At 50.3% G+C, this 19,367-nt stretch carries 14 protein-coding genes, 1 pseudogene and 1 other annotated feature; of the genes and pseudogenes, 9 read left to right on the top strand and 6 right to left on the bottom strand.

Going from position 1 to position 19,367, the window contains the following annotated elements; all coding sequences use genetic code 11:
- Positions 1–101: 101 nt before the first annotated feature.
- From Q3F21_RS18330 to Q3F21_RS18320, 3 genes are all read right to left on the bottom strand, one after another.
- A complete protein-coding gene (locus Q3F21_RS18330) occupies positions 102–959 on the bottom strand; it encodes an amidohydrolase family protein (RefSeq protein WP_340256243.1) in 858 nt (285 codons plus the stop codon).
- On the bottom strand, positions 946–4,062 hold the full coding sequence (locus tag Q3F21_RS18325; protein WP_340256240.1) for a GNAT family N-acetyltransferase: 3,117 nt from the start codon (positions 4,060–4,062) through the stop codon (positions 946–948). Before Q3F21_RS18325 ends, Q3F21_RS18330 begins: the two co-directional genes overlap by 14 nt.
- 331 nt (positions 4,063–4,393) lie before the next feature.
- Positions 4,394–6,913: an SEL1-like repeat protein gene (locus Q3F21_RS18320; RefSeq protein ID WP_340256237.1), complete on the bottom strand. Its 2,520-nt coding sequence runs from the start codon at positions 6,911–6,913 to the stop codon at positions 4,394–4,396.
- Between the two features lie 287 nt (positions 6,914–7,200).
- Between Q3F21_RS18320 and Q3F21_RS18315 the strand changes: the two genes are divergently transcribed.
- From Q3F21_RS18315 to Q3F21_RS18300, 4 genes are all read left to right on the top strand, one after another.
- On the top strand, positions 7,201–7,851 hold the full coding sequence (locus Q3F21_RS18315; protein ID WP_340256234.1) for a cysteine hydrolase family protein: 651 nt from the start codon (positions 7,201–7,203) through the stop codon (positions 7,849–7,851).
- A 270-nt stretch (positions 7,852–8,121) separates the two neighbouring features.
- Positions 8,122–8,661 (top strand): RNA polymerase sigma factor, encoded by a 540-nt coding sequence (locus Q3F21_RS18310; protein WP_340256231.1) that lies wholly within the window; start codon positions 8,122–8,124, stop codon positions 8,659–8,661.
- 13 nt (positions 8,662–8,674) lie between these two features.
- The gene (locus tag Q3F21_RS18305) at positions 8,675–10,345 is read left to right on the top strand and encodes a DUF4179 domain-containing protein (RefSeq protein WP_340256228.1); all 1,671 of its coding nucleotides are present in this window, start codon (positions 8,675–8,677) and stop codon (positions 10,343–10,345) included.
- Positions 10,346–10,540: 195 nt separating this feature from the next.
- Positions 10,541–10,843 (top strand): hypothetical protein, encoded by a 303-nt coding sequence (locus Q3F21_RS18300; RefSeq protein WP_340256225.1) that lies wholly within the window; start codon positions 10,541–10,543, stop codon positions 10,841–10,843.
- 259 nt (positions 10,844–11,102) lie between these two features.
- On the opposite strand, the gene Q3F21_RS18295 is transcribed toward Q3F21_RS18300, so the two are convergent.
- Positions 11,103–11,915, bottom strand: a complete 813-nt coding sequence (locus Q3F21_RS18295; RefSeq protein WP_340256222.1) for a hypothetical protein — start codon at positions 11,913–11,915, stop codon at positions 11,103–11,105.
- Between the two features lie 82 nt (positions 11,916–11,997).
- Positions 11,998–12,600, bottom strand: a complete 603-nt coding sequence (locus Q3F21_RS18290; RefSeq protein ID WP_340256220.1) for an RNA polymerase sigma factor — start codon at positions 12,598–12,600, stop codon at positions 11,998–12,000.
- 408 nt (positions 12,601–13,008) lie between these two features.
- Here Q3F21_RS18290 and Q3F21_RS18285 point away from each other — a divergent pair, with 408 nt between their 5' ends.
- The 4 genes and pseudogenes from Q3F21_RS18285 (at position 13,009) to Q3F21_RS27490 (ending at position 16,561) form a co-directional block, all read left to right on the top strand.
- Positions 13,009–15,402 (top strand): penicillin acylase family protein, encoded by a 2,394-nt coding sequence (locus tag Q3F21_RS18285; protein WP_340256217.1) that lies wholly within the window; start codon positions 13,009–13,011, stop codon positions 15,400–15,402.
- 291 nt (positions 15,403–15,693) lie between these two features.
- Positions 15,694–15,833: pseudogene (locus Q3F21_RS18280) on the top strand (VOC family protein); the annotation flags it as partial.
- Positions 15,834–15,999: 166 nt separating this feature from the next.
- Positions 16,000–16,272, top strand: a complete 273-nt coding sequence (locus Q3F21_RS18275) for a type II toxin-antitoxin system prevent-host-death family antitoxin (RefSeq protein WP_340256214.1) — start codon at positions 16,000–16,002, stop codon at positions 16,270–16,272.
- On the top strand, positions 16,259–16,561 hold the full coding sequence (locus tag Q3F21_RS27490) for a type II toxin-antitoxin system RelE/ParE family toxin (RefSeq protein ID WP_425341277.1): 303 nt from the start codon (positions 16,259–16,261) through the stop codon (positions 16,559–16,561). The genes Q3F21_RS18275 and Q3F21_RS27490 overlap by 14 nt, the downstream gene beginning before the upstream one ends.
- A gap of 234 nt (positions 16,562–16,795) precedes the next feature.
- On the opposite strand, the gene Q3F21_RS18270 is transcribed toward Q3F21_RS27490, so the two are convergent.
- Positions 16,796–17,179, bottom strand: coding sequence for a VOC family protein (locus Q3F21_RS18270; protein WP_340256211.1), 384 nt, complete (start codon positions 17,177–17,179; stop codon positions 16,796–16,798).
- 181 nt (positions 17,180–17,360) lie between these two features.
- Positions 17,361–17,590 (top strand) — a binding site (T-box leader).
- A gap of 94 nt (positions 17,591–17,684) precedes the next feature.
- Between Q3F21_RS18270 and Q3F21_RS18265 the strand changes: the two genes are divergently transcribed.
- Positions 17,685–19,238, top strand: coding sequence for a 2-isopropylmalate synthase (locus Q3F21_RS18265; protein WP_340256208.1), 1,554 nt, complete (start codon positions 17,685–17,687; stop codon positions 19,236–19,238).
- Positions 19,239–19,367 lie beyond the last annotated feature (129 nt).

Genomic DNA, 19,367 nt, shown 5'->3' with positions numbered 1-19,367 from the left:
GGGAGCGGTTGCCCTGACATGAAAAATCCCATGTCGCTGCACATGATGAACGCGAATCGACATGGGATTTGTATATCCACAGCATGGAAGCGGTCCAGGAGCTACTCAACCAAAGCCTTGATCTTCGGAAACACCTTCAGAGCCGTCTTGTAAAACACATCCTCGTGATACTCCGCCGGAATCAACTCCTGAACGAACTGAATATACGGCTTCACCGGAGCAAGCGGCCAGTCGGTTCCAAACAAAAACTTGTCGTAGTGGTCGCAGTACGTGAGCGCATGGCGCAGATGGGCGAAAAAGAGCGGAGAGTCCTTCAGCCGGGCGCAATTGGCTGCGTCTCCAACCATCAAGCCGGAGAGATCGGCAAACATGTTGCGGTTTTTATAAACGACTTCCGCTCCATCCAGCACCCATGGATCGCCGAAGTGGGCCATCATAAAGGCAACCTCCCGATGCTTCACCGCCACCTCGTCCAGCGTAAGCGGGTGGGAGTACTTCAACAGTCCTCTCTCCGAATACGTATCGCCGGTATGGAAGACAACGGGAACCTTGTATTTGGCTGCCAACGCATAGACCGGGTCGTAGACGCTATCGTAGGCGTAGAAGGGATAGTAGCCCAGGTAGATTTTGAGCCCGACGGCGTTCGGCTTTTGCAGCTCTGCTTCCAGTCGCGCCACCGCAGCTTCATCCAGCTTGAAAGGATTGATTCCCAAGCAGTAGACGAGCTGCGGCGGAAGCTCCTCTGTCAAATCAAGGCCCATTGGCGTAGCTGCCTCCGCGTCGGGGAAGCCGTCCTGCTTTGTCTCCGTCAGGCCCATGCCGATTCCGAGCACTACTCCATTTTCCGCGTATTCCTGCAGGATGCCCGCGACAGAGTAGTCGACGCCCGACTTTTCCGCCGCAGTCCGCTTGAACTCCTCAATGTGGGACAAGTGCATGTGCGCATCAATGATTTTCATCGGGTGTCCTCCCTTGTTTGGAAAAACGTATCGCACGCAGGGCAGACAAGGAATCGGACGGGAGCGCCTTGTCGGCAAACAGGAAAAAGACGGGCGTTGTAAAGAAATCGCTGCTATTTGGCAGGTTCAGTTCGCGTATGACCGAGACGACAGCGATATCGTTGTTGGCGTAAACGTTCAGATCTGCTGTATCCAGGTCGGTGACGATCTGCATCTGATCCTTGCGGGAAGCGGAGCCAACCGTATAATCGGAGGCTTCGTTGACGGACAATTCTCCCTGCCCCAGCTTGTACAACAGTTCCTCGCCATTTGTTCCGACGGTTTTCAGCCAGACGTCATCGCCTGTTTCTTCAGTTTGCAAAAAGATGTCAGTCAACCACTCCTTGCCGGCAAAGTACGTTCCGGTATTCTGCGCGATCTCGACCGTATGGCAGAGGACAGGTACACCGGGCAGAAGCAAGTAGTATTGATGGCATGTCAGGCCGCGATACTTTTCCTGCTGCTTCACATAGTAGCTCAGCTTGATTCCCTGCCAGACATTTTGCCTGTTATCGACGAGTTCGACAAAAGAAGCTTCGCGCTCTTCCTTGATCAGGGAAAAAGCGTTCAGTTCGGCCACCTGGTTGCCAATCCCGCCGGTCCACGGATTCCACCATGATTTGGGCCCCCGCTCGGGAAAGGAGGTAGCCAGCCATTCCTGGCCATTGCAGGATAGCGAGTAGAGCGACGGAGAAAATTCGGGAGCTGCCTTGATGCGCAGTCGACCATTGTCGGCAATAAAGACTTGCTGACCTTGTTCTTCCGTCGTCTCCTGTAAAACGTTTCCTCGCCCGATCGGGAAAACGGCGCTGCGCAAATGAGTCTCATGAGTGGCAAAGCGTCCGTCTACCCGCACGATTTCATATGGCCTGTCCGGGGTGGCAAAGGAGTAGCTGGATTCCGTCTTTTCCTCATCCTCATCAAAATGTTGGGCTTGGAAAGAATCGGAGCTGCTCTCCAGGGAGGCGGTCAATTCTCCCTCGAGATACTGCTGCTTGTACTCTTTCACTTGTACACCAAATTCCCCGCTGCTGACAAACGGATTTCCTTCGTCTGCAACCAGCTCCAGATGAGAAGTCAGCGACAAGTCCGCAGGCAGCGCTTCCCGCCGGGCAAATGCACGGAACTCTTTCCAATCGGTGTAGCTTCCGTGTGAGATATAGACAGGGCCAAACGCTCTTTTGCCATGTGGCTCAAGGATGCCGAGATTGGTTTCCAAAGATGCGTACCCTTGGAAATCAAAGCGGTATTCCTCAGGCCAGCACATCCCCCAAGAAGTCTTTTCCCCCCTTGAAAACAGCCAGTTTTCACTGAACAGCTCGCCGTCCCAATAATCCGTATCGCTGCCGTAGGATGCCGGTGTCTCGACATACCGGCCTTGATACGGAAGAATGGGGCGGTGAAAAGGATGAACAACGCCTTGACTCACCCACAGCTCCGTACTCGGCTTGTCAGCGGAAAGGTTTTCCAGATCCAGCTCGTGAACCACTGTGCCGTCTCCAAACAGAAGCGTCTTTGAGAACAACGCGATCTGAGGATATGCTCCGGAGCGGTAGGCAACGCGGAAGCCGATCGCTCCTTTTTCCACGATAAACTCGACCTGCTCGGCACGTTTTTTGGAAAACTCGCTGGAATACGGTTTGCCGATCTTGGGATAGGTGAGATAGGTCGGCTCTCCGCCTGCATTGCTGGCAACGGTTATTTCGTTATCCTCCTTGTTCAAGTAAAGAGCATGCAGGCCATGGTGCGCCTGCCAGGTTTGTTCCGTTTCCCCCGACAGCATCGCGCCGAGTCCTGTAAAGGCGGCACCGATCTTTTTGGAAAACGAAACAGTACCGCCATCCGCAAGCTTCGTCTCTACCTGTGCATTGCCCCCGTAAAAGCCGTGTTCATACAGGTCTCCGGCAATCGGCAGCGAGATGCGCTCCTTGCCTGACAGCCGGAGTGTGTGGCGCTGCTCATGTATGCGGAGAAAGGAACAAGAGGGCAGCTCGAATGAAAACTGGGCTTCTTCTTCAAAGTTGTTCTCCACATCCAGATAGAACTGCACGGGCTGTCCCGGGTAGGAGAGGCCAGGTACATGCAGGGAAAGGGAAGCGGGAAACTTGGGGAGTATCCCCACCTGAAACAGCGCAGCTTTGCCGTTAATCAGGATGTGCGTGCAGACACGGGGATGCGTGCGCCAGACGCTTTGCTCTTCTGCGATCTCGCCGACAAAAAAACTTGCCGACAGCGTCGTTTCCCCCGTAACCGCAAGCTCCTTTTCATAATCAAAGCGGATGTTTTCGTCAGGCTCTCCCTTCAACGAAATATGCAGCGGCTTGCCCGATTTGTTGACGATCCGGTAGTGAATCCGGTATTCCCGGCCAAAGACCAGCTTCGGCTTTTCTACCTCTGCAGACAGCAGATAATCTTCTGTCTCGATCAGGCGCATACCTCGACCGAGCCGTTCAAACTCCACGCGCAGGCTCTTTTCTCCTTTTGCCCAGGAGTAGGTGAAGTAGTCAAAGCCGTTTTCCTTTCGTCCGTCCGGCTCTACGACGATCTCCCTCGTAGAGTCGCGATACCAGTCGAGCTCCTCAAAATAGTGGGCGATTGCCTCTGTCCGCAAGACAGTGGGAATCATGTTCATCAGATGAGTGGAATCGTCCCGGTCTTCCCAGAAAAAGCCGAATTTTTTATACAGCGGTACGGCCTTCGTGTTCCCGGCCCATGTATAGAGATCAAGTCGCGGCCAGCCGAGCTGGATCGTTTGCTCCAGCGCCCGTGCAAGCAGCATCCGTCCCACTTTTTTTCCCTGGTATTCAGGGCGCACATTGAGCAGCGGGATGTAGAGGGCACCGGTATCTTCCTGGTACTCTGCCAGGCTGCAATAGCCAACTACGGTTTCGCCATCCATCGCCAGATAGACAGCGAGGGCATCAGAGCTTGCTTCTTCCTGTAGAATCTGTTCCGCTGTTGTGATCGAGTTTCCGCCTCCCCAGCTATCCCGGCTGGCGTTCCACATATCGGCGACAGCCGCGGCCAGTTCGGGGCGATAGGGAACGATAGAAATGGATTCCATGATTGTCTGCACCTCGATAAATTAGGAATATTTGTCATCTTTCAAGAGAATACGTATGGGATGCTGGATTGGTTTCAGGTTTTGCCTTTTCCTTTGCTGGCGGTAGTGAAGTTGCCAAGCGGCTGAGGGGGAAAAAGGGAAGAGCGATGGTGGGGAGGCAGTGGAGCGCCGCATCCTGCCGACCTGGCGTCGTCATCCGGCTTTTGAGCCGGTGATGAAAAAGAATCGCTTCTCAAGCATAAAAAAAGAAATGCAATCAAAGACTGCATTTCCAACTGAATGCCGGAACACGAAGAAACGAATCCCTGATTCATACTCACGACCCTTTCTACTAAGACAAGAGGTCATCAGGTATTTCAAGGCCAGCCTTTTGGGCCTGCTCGATATGGTGTTTCGCCAAGGAGTCATCGGCAAAATCGTCTTCGTTGCGGTATATCCTTGCCAGCTCGATATGGGCATGTGGATATTCTCTTTCCAGTGCGGCATGAAAATAGGTGATGGCCGCAGCAATATCTTTGCTTGTGCCTGACCCCTGACTGTAACAGATTCCCAGGTTATAGGCGCCTACATCGCTGCCATCTTCATAATCCTGCTGATAATAATAGAAGGCCTTTTCACGGTCCCCTTTCAGGTCATGCAAGTAGCCAAGCCAGCCATGGTACGGCGAGCCCCATTCTTCGCCCTGTTGATAATGCCACAGTGCCTTGTCAATATCTTGCGGTACCAGCTGTCCTTCATAGTATAAGGCGCCCATGTTGTTGTGGGCCAGCGCAAGACCGTTGTCCGCAGCTTTGCCAAGCCAATACAATGCTTTATCTATATCGGGTGTTGTCCCTACGCCGTTTTGGTAGCAGATGCCGAGGCCGTTCATGGCATACAGGTTGCCTGTCGCAGCGCCCTTTTCGTACCAGAAAAAAGCCTTGTCGTCATCGAGATAGCCCTCCACGCTGTAATAGATGTGGGCAAGGTTGTTCATGGAGGGGGCATAGCCCCTTTCGGCGGCAATGGTATCGTATTGGATGGATTTCTCATAATCGCCCGCGTCGTAGGCATCCATGCTCAGGTTGTACAAAGTCTGCACCGATGTGTATTCGTCTACGCTGCCGTCATCAGTGCCAGCCGGATTCGCATAGGCCAGCAGGCGCTTGCGGACGTTGGCATCAAAATAGTAGTTGTAATAGACATCTTCGGCATCCTCCAGGACCGAGGTTTTATCGGCCCTCGACAGCCCGAACTCGTCCACCACATAAACGTCAGGACCTTTAAAGGCATAAGCGAAACCGTTGATGGGCGCTTTCCGTGCCACAAGATCAAATTCGAATCCGCTCAGCCGGTTTTCGGACGAAAAGGCGATCGCCCATAACCCGTTCTGCCGCAGGGCAAACGCGTTTTCGTACAGCCAAAGGATGTTTTGGTACTCTTCCAGAGGAAACAGCCACGCTGGATGATGGGGGTCGCCATTAAATACGCCTTTTTTGCCATCCTTTTGCGCCAGCACCAGATTGCTTTGACGTGATTCGATATAGGCTTGCAAATCAATCAGCGCATCATATTCATAGGGCAGCAGAAGGCTTTCCTGCTGGATGCCCAGGGCGCCATGCTTTTTCCCCTTGCGCAGGATCAGCATGTTAGGGAAGCTGGTTCGCATATTTATTTTCTCGAAGCCGGATTCGCAAACGGTGCCGTCCTTTTTGTACAAGGTGCTGTAGTTGGCATTCTTGTGCGGCTTTACGAGCAGAAGCCCCTCGCTGATGTGTTCCACAGCAGACAGCGGAAATTCGCCGATGTATACGAAATGCTCATTGAATATTTTCTTGTTTTTCTTTCCTTTTATAGCGGTATGGTAAAAGCGGTAGCCGCTCCTGAAAGCTTCGTCATATTCAAAATCGATCGCGATGAAGCCGGTCCTGTCCAATACTCCCCATTTCCTGTCTTTTTTTGCAGTGAAATATCCGCTGTAGTCCAGTGCTTCCAGTTCTTCATATTGTGTGGGGACGACCGTGCTGCCAGCAAGGTCGATCAGGCCGAAATGATCGTCGCGTTTGACAATTGCGATGTTGCCGTATTCAAAGTCGTATGCGTCATCCCATATCAAGGGGATGGCGATATGGCCTGATTTATGTACGTAGCCGAATTTGCCGTCCTTTGAGACTACGGCAAGGTCTTCGGGACCAAAACCGTAAAACTCGTCAAATTGCGGATGAAGCAATACTCTTCCATCCTTGTCTTTCAGGCCCCACAAGCCATTTTCCTTGTAAATCTCGACAGCGAGCTCTTCCTCGTAAGGCTGCCAGATGTGTCCCCAGCCATATTGGTAATCTTCATAATTGAGCAGCTCGGCAAACGACGCAAAGCCGGGACTCACGTCCATCAAGTCGGAGTAGCGCAGCAGCGAGATGTCGTTGTTTTCCATCGCATTCTTGATGACCTCGTTGTTATGGGCAATATTGGCCAGCCAGACTTCCGCCTGTTCGGAATGGGGGATGTCGTCCATATTGAACACGTCCCACGCATCCAGGTGGAAATACTGTTGTTCCAGTTTGTCGAGGTAGCGGAAGAGATTGTTTTTGGCGTGCGCAAAGGCCTCTTTGTTTTTGATCAGCGACCCCTGCTTCTCGAGGAATTCATAAAAGCGTTTCAGGTTTTCGACACCGGCCTGGGCATTGTAATACAGTCCGGCATTATCGGGCTCTGTGTGGTTGTTGTAATTATTGCCGGCGATAAATCCTCCTTCGACCAGGAGCGGCTGCAGTAAAAGGGGCATTTCATAGCCCCATTCCATCATCATTGTGTCGGTGTCCTGCGCTTCGGAAGGCGTGCTGATATTGTATACATACACTCTGTGCGACATGGCTCGGCTTCTCCTCGTTTTTTCAAATTTCACGATAAAACCTATATTATGATAAAATTTCCTTTGCTTGATTATAGCATCTATATGTTTTACACTCGAATTTCGAAAGACCTAATCGTTTATGCCATATCAACGAAAAAGTGTTTGAATTTACGGAAAAATCGGAAATATGTTAACAGGATTACATCTGCACAGCTGCAATTCTGATAGAATAGTTCAACAGGCTGAAGCTGCAGCTACCGAACCTTTCGGAAGCTTTGGACCAAAAGATCAGGAGGCGATTGTTCATGGGTATGCGGATGGAACAGATTGATCCGAAAAAGACGGCAATTCTTGTGATTGACATGCAAAACGATTTTATCGCAGAAGGAGCGCCGCTTGAGACACCGATGGGGCGCCGCATCCTGCCGACCTTGCATCGCCTTCTGGCCTTTGCCAGGGAAACAGGAATGTCGGTCATCTATACCGCGCATGTTCACCGCGAGGACGGGTCGGACCTTGGCATGTTTGGCGAAATTTATCCGCCGATCGCCGAAGGGGCCTGTCTCGTAGACGGCAAACCGGGTGCGGGAGTTTACCCGGAGTTGGCTCCGCTGCCTCATGAGCCGGTGATTAAAAAGCATCGCTACAGCGCGTTTTTCGGCACAGATTTGGACATCATTCTCAGAAGCAAGGGAATCGAGACCGTGGCCATAACCGGGGTAACCACGGAAAACTGCTGTCACGCTGCCGCCCGCGACGCCATGTATCTGGGGTATCGGGTCGCGTTTCTTTCCGATGCGACCGGGACGTATGACTATCCAGATACAGGCTTTGGCCCGATCCCGGCAGAAGAAGTGCACCGCGTCACGCTTGCTCTGCTCAATGTGTCGACCGCCCATGTCATGACGACGGATGATTTTATGCAATGTGTTGAAGGGCAGAAGGTATACAAATAGGCAGCTCCGCTTTTACCTGAAACGAGCCTTGGCAGGAGAGTGATGAACAGCCAATGAAAAGGCCAGTGAATGGGTTGTGTTATGATTTTCCATAATGTGGAACAATGAAAGTTCATGTCAAATGATGACATGAGCTTTTTTGGTTTAAATTGAACTCCCACACTTGTAAAAATTTTTTTTTGAGAGGGGCAGCTTCCTTTTTTCGTCTATAGTAGTGTACAACCAAAAAGGCACAGCTGCGCAGCAACCTTTTTGCGAGGAGGTAAAAACATGCAGGACGATCGGGAGATCATTGCGGAGGTACTTCAAGGAAACAAAGAAGCTTATGCTCTGATCGTCAACAGGTACAAGGGAAAAGTCGCTTCGATTCTGAGAAAAACGATGGGGCATTCTTATGAGGTCGAAGATATTGTGCAGGAAGTGTTTATCAAGGCGTACTACAGTCTGCCCGACTATCGACCGGGGCACTCTTTTTCGGCTTGGCTCTATCGGATCGCCATGAACCGGGGCATTGACGAATTGCGAAAGCGAAAACGAATGCCTGGTGTAGCCGAGGTGAGCAGTGAACTGAAGGACGAATCTCCGATCCCGGAGGAAGTTTATTTGGAAAAAGAGCAACGGGTTGCTTTGCGGCAGCAAATCATGGCGCTGAATAAAGATTACGGGACGCTGCTGGATATGCACTATCTCCAATTGTTGAGCTACAGGGAGATCAGCAGCAGATTGTCCCTGTCTGTCGATACGGTGCGGATGCGCCTTTCCCACGCGAGAAGAAAGCTTCGAGACCGCCTGAGCAAAAGCGGCAAATAAGGAGGGGATCCACTTGAAATGCCTGACGCAAGAACTCATGGTCGACTACATGGAAGATCAACTTTCTCCAGAACACAAAGCAAAACTGGAGCAGCATCTCGATCATTGCAAGCACTGTCAGCGACAGTTGGAGCAATGGGTCGACGAGCTGGATGAAGCGGGCAAGGTCCTCATAGAAGAACCCCTTTCCGAGGATTTGGACCGAAGGATTATCAGCGCACTTCCCTCACATCCAGTGGAAATGCTGCACCGGGCTAACGATACGAGGCAGTTGCCTATTTGGAAAAAGAGGAGTTTGGATATTATGAAAAAGACAACGATCGCCGCAGCGGCATTGGCAGTCGTGATTTCCGGCGGCATGATGTATTCGCCGGCGTTTTCTTCTTATGTAAACGGCGTATTTGCCAGCAGTCCGACGAACAAGGCGGAGTCTGTGGGAGTTGCGGGCAACGGCCTGCTGACCAGGCTGGGTAACGATGGTATTGCGGAAGCCGCCAAAAATGGATTCCTGCAAACGGTCAATGTAAGTGCTACTGATCAAGGATACACCCTGTCGGTCCATGAGGTAGTGGCCGATCCCTTCCGCATTGCCATTCTGACTTCCATTAAGGATAAAAGCAATAAGAAGGAATCGCACTGGGATTCTTATCAGGAAGGGCAAATCACGATTAAGGATAAGCAAGGGAATGTTTTGCATTCATCAACAGAAAAAGGAGCTTTGAAATGGGGGCTCACGGGAAAAGGCACGGGAAAAGGCACGAACGAAGATGGACCTTACATGGAGTTGGTACACGATCTCAGAAGCCTAAACGGTGGCAAAGAGCTTCCGGATGAGCTGATTGTAGCGTTCAACATTAAAAAAATCGGCAAGACCAACGGAAACTGGCAGTTGGAGGTGCCGGTGGATCTCAAAAAAGCGAAAGCGGCGACCCAAACATATGCCGTAAACAAGTCCTATACAACTCCGCAAGGTTTGAAGCTGGACGTCAAGCAGATTACGTTTGCGCCGACCGGTGTCGAGTTGGTCATTGACCGGAACACAGAAGAGATGGATTACAGCTTTGAGCTTGTGAATGAACAGGGTTCCGTTCTGGGAGCTTGGGTCCCTGGCTTTATTTACGCAAAAGACGGGGAGAAGAAAAATTTGATGAGTGATCCGAAACGGAGCAGGTGGCGTCCTTCCCAGGAAATCGGGGGAATCGTAAGGGATTTCCACTACTTCGAACCGATCGACGAATCGAAGAACATGATTCTCAGGCTCGGCTCTGTTTATAAACAGGAGCCGGCAGCGTTCCAAGCAAAGCTCGACCTTGCGAAGCTTGAGAAAGCCCCGGTTACGGTGGAGGAACAAGGGAATCGCTTCACTTTTAAGCATGAAAAGGACCAAGAAACCGACAAACCTGATCGTTACATCATCAGAGTCGACGCTGCGATTGGGGAAGGCACCGCACCTATGAACCCCTTGTCCACATTCGGAGTCATTACAGATGAAAACGGCAAAGAATACGATGCGGCATTCTTCATCGAAGAGAGAAAGCATGAAAACGGACAGCTTCATATTAACGGGGGATTTTTCATAGAGGGCGTCAAAAACCTGACAAAGGAACTGATCATCTCCTACGACAAAAAGTATAAGGAGCATCACGATGCAAAATGGGAGGTGCCGATCCTGCCCGGAAAGTAATACCAGGCGGCAAGTCCGGTGACAGGCGCAGGCAAATGTAGTACGAAAAACGAAGAGGCAGTCAAATGATAATCGATGATCCCCTTCATGCAGACAGAGGAAAGCAAGTTTCTCACTGTTTGCTTGAAGGGGATTTTTCCTGTTGATTAGAAAGTAGACAGATCGACTGCTTGCCCCGAAAAGGAGCTGTTTCCAATGATAAAACGAGTGATGGCTTGCATCCTCATTCTTTTTCTGGCGGTTATCGCAGTAGGAGGCTGCTCCGAATTCTTCGGAACCATTGCAGGTAGGCTTGCTGCAAACAAGCATGCTATTGATTATATTCACGAAAAATATAACATTCCGATTGAACGACTGGATGCAAGCATCCCTTCCTATCGATACGGTATGCGGCAGTATCTGACGGAAATCCGCGATTCCAAAGATGGAACCGTGTATTCAGTGCTTGTGAGAATGTGGGGCGAAGGCGATGTTATGGATATCGAGGAGATCCGTTAATCGTGCGACGTGTTGTGATTCTCATTGATCGAAATAAATTACTCGACTCGAGTTCATTGCCGTTTTGCCCGAGGGTATTGATCTGCATATAAAAAATCGCCCCTCTTTGAGAGAAGAAGGAGCGATTTTTCAAATTACTGCGTGAGCGAGTGATGCCTGTCAGCCGTTTAGACCCCAGCAGGGACGGTAGTTTCCTGGTATCTATCTTTCACGGTCAAGTGCGCAAGAAAGACGTCTCCTTAGACAACACGCCGATCCATCAATCCAGGTAGGATTCTGCGATCTTGACCAACTCTTCCTTGGTTACCGGATTGGGTGTTTCGATATGGTAGCGGATCGTTTGATTCGTGTTTGGCACGTCGTACACCCATTGAATATTTTTACCCGTGCCGAAATCCGTGAAGATCATTTCTACCCCTTTCACCGTGAGCTTTTCCTCTTTGTAGTCCCACTCTTTATGAACGAGGAACGTCTCTTTGCCACTTGTTCTGGACATCGTAACCCGGATGTCTTTTCCTTGGCTGGTGTAGGTGCTGAGGATTCTCCAGTGGTCCTTCGACAGCTCTACCGGCATCATGGCATACTCTTTCTTGGAATCCTCGGCCTGCTTCTTCAGTTTTTTCGCAATAGCTTCCTGTTCTTCCGGGCTGAGAGGATTCACATAAGTCATAGGCTCGAAGTCGACTCTTGCACTTTCAAACTTGTATTTGCCTTCCAGGCTGTCTAAAATCTTGACGGACTGATCCTTCATTTTGTCTCGGAGCTTAGACACATCCGTAAAGGATACTCCCTTGCTTTCGGTGTAAATTTTCATATCCGGAATGTCCGAGACGACATAAAAGAGACCGGCTGTGCCTTCTTTCAACACTTCGTCGGCGTATCCACCGCTTTTCAGCGAGCGGATTTGTTCATCTTTGGAAGGAGGAGTATAGCCCGATTCTTCCAATGTTTTTTTCTCATATACCACATTTCCCTGCTTGTTTTTCAAAGAGTGATAGTTGACTGCCGCAAAAGCCGAAGAGACTGTCAAAACCATTCCTGCCGCTACCAATAAACCCACTTTGTATTTCACGAAAAATCGCTCCTTTGTTTTTTGCTCGGCGTACAATTTCCCCATCACTTTTCCCGTCAAGTCTGCATCGGGAATTCGTGGGTCATGAAAAAGTTTTCTCAAATCCTGATCCTTGTCCGATCTCATTTGGTCCCACTTCCTTTCCTTGGGCATAGTACTTGCGGAATTTCGCAGCCGAACGTTCGTATTTTTTTCGAAGAGTGGCGCTGCTTTGATTCAGAATGAGGCTGATTTCCTGATAGCTCTTTTCCTCTACACAGCGTAAAATCAACAGGTTCCGCTCTTCCACCGACAATTTCGACATAGCCTTATGCACGGACTCGTCGAAATAATGGGCTTCGATTTGCTGATCCACGTGTTTGTTCTCTTTCTCGTCCCGATAAAAGAAGGGGAGATATTTCGCCAGTTTTCGCTTGCGAATCACATCGATGCACTGATTGTAGGCAATCTTGTACAGCCAGGCGCCAAACGGAATCTCCGGTTTGTATTTCTCCAAATAGCGATATGCCTTCAAAAATACTTCCTGGCCGCTGTCCTCAGCTTCGGAATGATGGCCCAGCATGTGATAGCAATAAAGAAAAATCGATTTTTGGTAGAGGTGCATAATCTTCTCGAATTTCTCGGTATCACCCTTCAATACGTCAGAGATGATCCCATGTAGTTCAGCTTCATCCAAACCGCTCACCCCCTTTCACCCTAAACAACGAAGGAGCCACATCAAAATGTGACGGTTACCGAAAAAAATATGGAATGGATGGACGGGAGCAGCCGTTATCGCCCGTGAAATCAAAGTTGGCACCTGTTCAACATACAGGAAATGGCGACAGGGCGGTCAACTTTTTTGTGGACAAGACAGCCATTGCCCAACTAAAGTTACGCTCGGAACGTTCATATCGATACGGGAATCCGCCGAAATGCCAGTGCACGGGCGACAGCTTGCATGCAGGAACGATTCAAGATCCTCGGGAAATCCAGGGATTAGGTTTCGGGGGTTTTGGAATTTTTTCCTATTGGGCTGTTTTGTGGTATACTAAAAGCAATTTACTGAATAGTCATTCATTTTCGTTGCCTAAACTATGGGGGGAAGAGTCCAATGGAAGCTGTTCTGCAAAAACAGAGGGTGAGCAGAAGGAAAAAAGCAGTCAAGGCTGCGATTATTGCGGTGGCTGTTTTACTTGCCATCAGCGCTGTTTTATTCGGAGTTGCAAACGCATACATCGAAAGGTCCCTGCCGCAAATCGAGGGCTCTCTCCCCGTAGCGGGACTGGCGGAAACCGTAACGGTCGTCAGAGATGATCACGGGGTGCCGCATATTTACGCCAAGAACGAACATGATTTGTACATGGCGCAAGGATATGTCACGGCACAGGACCGCCTCTTTCAGATGGACTTGAGCAGAAGGCAGGCTTCCGGCGAACTCAGCGAAGTCATTGGCGAAAAGGCGGTGGACCGCGATAAATATTTCCGGACACTGGGACTGCGCAGGGCAGCAAAGCTCTCCCAAGACGTTTACTCGCAGGAAGCGAAGGATATCCTGCAGTGGTATGCAGACGGGGTAAATGCCTTTATAAGCGAAGCAAAGGCAAAGGGAGCGTTGCCGATCGAATTTGCCCTGCTGGGCTATGAGCCGAAAGAATGGACGCCGCTCGACTCGCTGACCATCGGAAAATACATGGCCTATGATCTGGGCGGGCATTGGGAAGGGCAAGCGTTTCGCTATTATCTCCTGAACCGGTTTCCGAAAGAGAAAGCGTACGACCTGTTCCCGAACGAGGAAAAACAAGGGCCTTTGATCATTCCGTCCATAGGGGAAGGAAAGGTCGATGTCGAAAAAAGCTTTGCCAAGGCGGTCATTCCCCCTGAATTCAACGGGAGCAATAACTGGGTGGTTAGCGGTGAGAAAAGCGCGTCGGGCAAACCGCTTTTGGCGGATGATCCCCATCTGTCACTGGCTGCGCCAGCGATTTGGTACCAGACCCATCTCAAGGGCCCTTCGGTAAACGTAAGCGGCGTTATCTTTGCGGGAATCCCCGGCATCATCCTGGGCCATAACGATTCAGTGGCATGGGGCGTGACAAATACGGGGCCCGATGTGCAGGATTTGTATATCGAAAAGAGAAATCCAGACCAGCCCAACCAGTTTCTCTACATGGGAAAATGGGAAGAAGCACGGATTATTGATGAGCCGATTGCCGTGAAAGGCAAGGAGACGATCCCGCATCAGGTCACGATCACAAGACATGGCCCTGTCATTTCAGAGTTCGCTGAAGACAGCGGCAAGGATACCGTCTTCTCGTTGAAATGGACTGCGCTGGAGCCGTCCAGGGAGCTGGAAGCAGTTTTGCGCATGAATAAAGCGAAAAACTGGAATGAGTTTGAAACGGCACTCGAGGATTTCCACACACCAACGCAAAATTTCGTCTTTGCCGCGCAGGATGGGACGATCGCCTACAAGGCAAACGGGAAAATCCCCATCCGCAAAAAGGGAGATAGCCTGCTCCCTGTCCCCGGTTGGACGGATGAATACGAGTGGACGGGATACATCCCATACGATCAGCTCCCCAAGACCGTGAATCCAAAACAGGGTTTCATTTCCAGCGCAAATTACAAAGTCACGGATGACAGCTATCCGTACCACATCAGCAATGTCTGGGCTCAGCCGTACCGTCAGATGAGAATCCAGGAAGTTCTCCAGGAAAAAGAGAAGCTGACCGTAGAGGACATGCAAAAGCTGCAAATGGATCAAGCAAATCTGCAGGCCGAGGAATTTGTACCGGTTTTTTTGGAGCAGGTGAAAAAAGAGGCGCTCACGGACAAAGAAAAAGAGGTTCTCGCCGTGCTGGAACCATGGAACTTCGCTGACGACAAGGATATGGCCGCTCCTCTCGTTTTCCATACGTGGATGCGGCAAGTAGCAAATGTCCTGTTCAAGGAGCAAATACCGGACAGCATGAATGATTTGTTTGAAGGAAAAAGGCAAATCGTCGACGATCTGATCCGCAGAGCCCACGCAGGCAAGCCGGGGCCTTGGATTCAGGAGAAGGGTGGTCTATCCAAGGTTCTTCACACTTCTTTGCAGGACGCGATCGCGGAAATCGAAGCTGCCCAGGGGACGAATAGCGACAAATGGAAATGGGGTGCCGCTCATCAAATGTCGTTTCTCCATCCGCTCTCCAGCGTGACCGGACTGAATTACCTGTTTAACTGGGCAAAGCCGATCCCGGCAGGGGGGAGTGTTGTGACGGTTCAGGCTGCCGCCTACAATCAAAAGACGGGCCTTATCAACCACGGCGCTTCCTGGCGGTTTGTCGTCGATACCAATGATCTGACGAAGGCGTATCATGTAGTCGGACCCGGTCAGTCGGGACACGTCAAAAGCCCTTGGTACAACGACCAGTTTCGCGCATGGGTGGAGGGAGTGTACCATGCCACTTCCCTGGTGGAAGCTGATGGGAAAGGTCATGTGCTGACGCTTCAACCAAAATAAGCGCGGATCGGTCCGATAAACCGTGTCCAACCTCCAAGCGCCTTCATTTATGCAAAAGCAAGCCACGTCTGTAGCAGGACGTGGTTTTTGCTGCCCGGGCTAGGGCAGACCGCATGGAGACAAGCGGGGAGGAAACTTTTCATGGGTTCGGCCGGGCGAAAGCGATACGCAGAATGACATGATCACACCTATTTCCGCGAACTGAAGGAAGATATTCCGTTTTTTACAATGGAAAACGGCGAGTATAGGCGGTAAACGAAAAAAATCAGCTTCAGGGAGGACGTCAGTATGATGGAACCGCGCATTTCTGTTCTGACATTGGGTGTAGCTATCGCGACGGATTAGGGTTGCCGACAAAAGGGATCGTCGGCACGGAATTTGAACATGGCGCCGTCGCCTTTTTCGATCTGCAGGCAGGGGTTAAGCTTGCAAAAGTCAGCAGTTCGATTCCTAGGTCACCTTCCATGCTATGGTTATTGTTGTATCAAATGCTTTCCAAGCCCTCCTGCAGAAATTAACTCGCAATATAATGCGTAATTTACTCTTTATTATGCTATAATTTGATCAAGAGTTTTACCCGGAAAGGAGTGAGTAAATTTGCCCAAAATCCGTCCTATTTCAGATTTGCGTAATAACGCCAATGAGATTTCCGAGTTCTGCCGCAGAGAACGGGAGCCTGTATTTATCACCAAGAATGGCGCAGGAGACATGGTTGTCATGAGTATCGAGGAATATGAACGCCAGCAAGCTTTGATCGAGTTATACAGCAAGTTGTCCGAGGCCGAAGCGGAAATTGCAAACGGTGCTGCTGGAGAGGATTTCTTGGAAGTAGCTCGGAAGTTGAGGTCGAATATTCGTGGAAACATATAAGATATTGATATTTCCTAGCGCGAAACGCGATTTGCAGGAGATAATCGATTATATCAATCAGCGTTCTTCCTTTGACGATATCAGATTGTATGACGAGATCGTAGCGCATGTAGCATCACTTGAGGAGTTGCCATTTCGGTATCCTTTGGTGAAAAACCCCATTTTGCGTGCAAAAGGTTATCGGCTGCTCGCAGTGCATAGTTATTTGGTGTTTTATGTAATTGTGGGCGACGTAGTGCACGTCAGACGTATCTTGCATGGCAAAAGGCAATATGAATTTCTGTTGTAAAAAAGTAAAACCAATCGGCAGAGCTCTTCACTGACATTGTCAAACGTCCGTATTTCGACCCCGAGATGAGGGCCAGAAACAAAAGCGCTTGGGGTTTCCAAGCGCTTTTGTTTCTGGCCAAGACTGTCAATTTCGACGGCTGCTCGAAGAAAAGCAACCCGGTACTCATGCAGCTCTTTCGGCTGAAAAGCTGCCTTTATTGCAAGCTCGCCGAGATGGAAGGGCATCCTTGCGTCAAACGGGTTCGGAGCAAATCGTGATGTAATACCCGTCCAAGTCGCGCAAGGTGAACTCGTTGTGTCCCGCAAACGGATTGAAATGAGGCTCTTCCTCAATCCCGGTTCCAAGCGACTGCGCCCTTTCCCATGCACGCTCGAAATCGCCAACCCGGAAAAAGAGCAAAAGCCCGTTGCCAGGCATTCCATGATCAGGACTCGATAGCGACGGATGCTCATGGTCTCCCCAATGATGCAGGCAGAGCAGGATCGTTCCATCTGTATCGACAAGCTGATCGAATACGCCGTTGGAATGTGTGTTTTGACAGGCGAGCAGCGACTGGTACCATTTCGAACTGGCTTTGACATTATCCACTGCAATGATCGGTTCTGTTCGTACCATGACCGAGTTGCACTTCCTCTCTTCCAGAATAAGCTTAGGATAAGCTATAAAACAGAACTTTTAAACATCTTGTAGAAAAACAGGTCCCGTACAGGGATATGAGCAATATGCCTCAAGGATACTTGATTTGACTGTTGACACAACTTTGAGAATGTAATACAATTTCCAATAATTTAACATGCAAATAGTTATGAGTAGAAATAGTAGAAATGAAAAGATCTTTCAGAGAGCCGTTGGCTGGTGCGAAACGGCAGTATCGTTCATTTCGAACTCGTCTATGAACTGCTGCCTGACAATGTAGGGTAAGCCGGAGTTCCACCGTTACAAGGATAGATGGTGATGGCCATCGAATGAGCTCATTTCAGTTGAAATGAAGTAGAGTGGTACCGCGGGGTCAACCTCGTCTCTATACGTAGAGACGGGGTTTTTTTGTTGGTTAAAGTCCGGGTTTAACCGCCCCCGCTTGATATAAAGAAAAACAGGGAGTACTGGGGAGGAAACGCATATGACAAGAAACATTATCGTATTGGATACCACCTTGCGCGACGGGGAGCAAGTGCCGGGCGCCAAATTGAATGTCCACCAAAAAGTAGAGTTTGCGCAGCAGCTGAAGCGACTGCAGGTAGATATGATCGAAGCCGGTTTTCCCGCCTCTTCGGAGGGGGATTTTCAAGCTGTTCAGGAGATTGCCAAAAGCGTAGGGGATGCAGTCTCGATTACGGCCCTGGCGCGGGCTGTCAAAAGCGACATTGACGCCGTATACGAAAGCATCAAGCTCGCGCAGGACCCGTTTATCCATATCGTTCTGGGCACCTCGAACATCCACGTGGACAAGAAGTTTAACCGCTCCAAGGACGCCGTTCTGCAGATGGGGGTTGACGCGGTCAAGTACGCCAAGACGTTGCTCCCCCGCGTGCAGTACTCCACGGAGGACGCGTCGCGGTCGGATTTTGAATATTTGTGGAAGACGATTGAAGCCGTCGTCAAAGCCGGAGCAACCATCATCAACGTGCCGGATACGGTCGGGTACGCCGTCCCGGAGGAATTCGGCGAGTTGATCCGCAAGATCAACGAACGGCTGAAAAATGTCAATGAAGACGTAATCCTGAGCGTCCATTGTCATAACGACCTGGGGATGGCTACGGCGAATACATTGGCTGCCGTGAAAAACGGGGCGGAAAAGGTCGAAGTCACGATTAACGGCTTGGGCGAACGGGCCGGCAATACATCGCTGGAGGAAGTCGTGATGGGACTCAAGGTAAGGGAAAATTACTACAACTGCTCCACCAATATTAAAACGACTGAACTGCTGAGAACATCCAGACTGCTCACGTACCTGACCGGACTGGATGTCCAGGTAAACAAGGCGATTACCGGAGAAAACGCCTTTGCGCATTCTTCCGGCATTCATCAGGACGGATTGTTGAAGGATAAACAGGTGTATGAAATCATTTCGCCGGAGGACGTCGGGGCGGAAAGCATGGAACTGATCCTTACCGCTCGCTCCGGCCGCCATGCCTTTAAAAATGCGGTGGAAAGAATGGGCTTTGACACAGGCGATGCCGCAGACTTTGAAGCGCTGTTTGAAAAATTCCTCGCATTGGCCGATTCCAAAAAAGAAGTCTACGACCATGACGTGTACTACCTGGTCACCAATCACCGCGCCCTACAGCAGCGTAGCAGCGGACAGCTGTATGAGCTGGTATCCTTCCAGGTGATGACCAACGATCAGTACCCGACAGCCACCGTCAAGCTGAAAAAGGGTTCCGAGGAATTTACGGACAGTGCGGTTGGCGACGGTCCGATCGATGCTTTGTACAGTGTCATCAAATCGCTGGTGGGACTGGACGTAGAATTGAAGGATTACAAAATCAACAGCCTGTCCAGAGGTAAAGAAGCCATCGGACGGGTCAACATCCGAATCGATCATCAAGGCAAAACGTACTCCGGACGCGCTATGGATACAGATATCATCAAGGCGAGCGCCATGGCCTTTCTCAATGGCATTAACGCCGTCTTGCTGGATGTGACGACTGACAGCTTGCATCCGGTGCGATAAGCGGGACAATCAAAAACCCTTGGGAAACCAGGGGTTTTTGATTTGGCGACAGTTGCCCGAAAACATCATACCGACCGCAATTAGAATTCTCTTCCCAATCTTTTACAGCTAATGCCGGCTGAAAGCCCG

The organism is Brevibacillus borstelensis (genome assembly GCF_037834415.1).
GTDB lineage: Bacteria > Bacillota > Bacilli > Brevibacillales > Brevibacillaceae > Brevibacillus > Brevibacillus borstelensis_A.
Note: the sequence above shows the minus strand (reverse complement) of the source record. Positions and strands in the feature narration are given on the sequence as shown.

Bases quoted from the DNA above. Each gene is read 5' to 3' on its own strand.
- Q3F21_RS18330 (WP_340256243.1), bottom strand. From the start codon at position 959: ATGAAAATCATTGATGCGCACATGCACTTGTCCCACATTGAGGAGTTC.
- Q3F21_RS18325 (WP_340256240.1), bottom strand. From the start codon at position 4,062: ATGGAATCCATTTCTATCGTTCCCTATCGCCCCGAACTGGCCGCGGCT.
- Q3F21_RS18320 (WP_340256237.1), bottom strand. From the start codon at position 6,913: ATGTCGCACAGAGTGTATGTATACAATATCAGCACGCCTTCCGAAGCG.
- Q3F21_RS18315 (WP_340256234.1), top strand. From the start codon at position 7,201: ATGGGTATGCGGATGGAACAGATTGATCCGAAAAAGACGGCAATTCTT.
- Q3F21_RS18310 (WP_340256231.1), top strand. From the start codon at position 8,122: ATGCAGGACGATCGGGAGATCATTGCGGAGGTACTTCAAGGAAACAAA.
- Q3F21_RS18300 (WP_340256225.1), top strand. From the start codon at position 10,541: ATGATAAAACGAGTGATGGCTTGCATCCTCATTCTTTTTCTGGCGGTT.
- Q3F21_RS18285 (WP_340256217.1), top strand. From the start codon at position 13,009: ATGGAAGCTGTTCTGCAAAAACAGAGGGTGAGCAGAAGGAAAAAAGCA.
- Q3F21_RS18270 (WP_340256211.1), bottom strand. From the start codon at position 17,179: ATGGTACGAACAGAACCGATCATTGCAGTGGATAATGTCAAAGCCAGT.
- Q3F21_RS18265 (WP_340256208.1), top strand. From the start codon at position 17,685: ATGACAAGAAACATTATCGTATTGGATACCACCTTGCGCGACGGGGAG.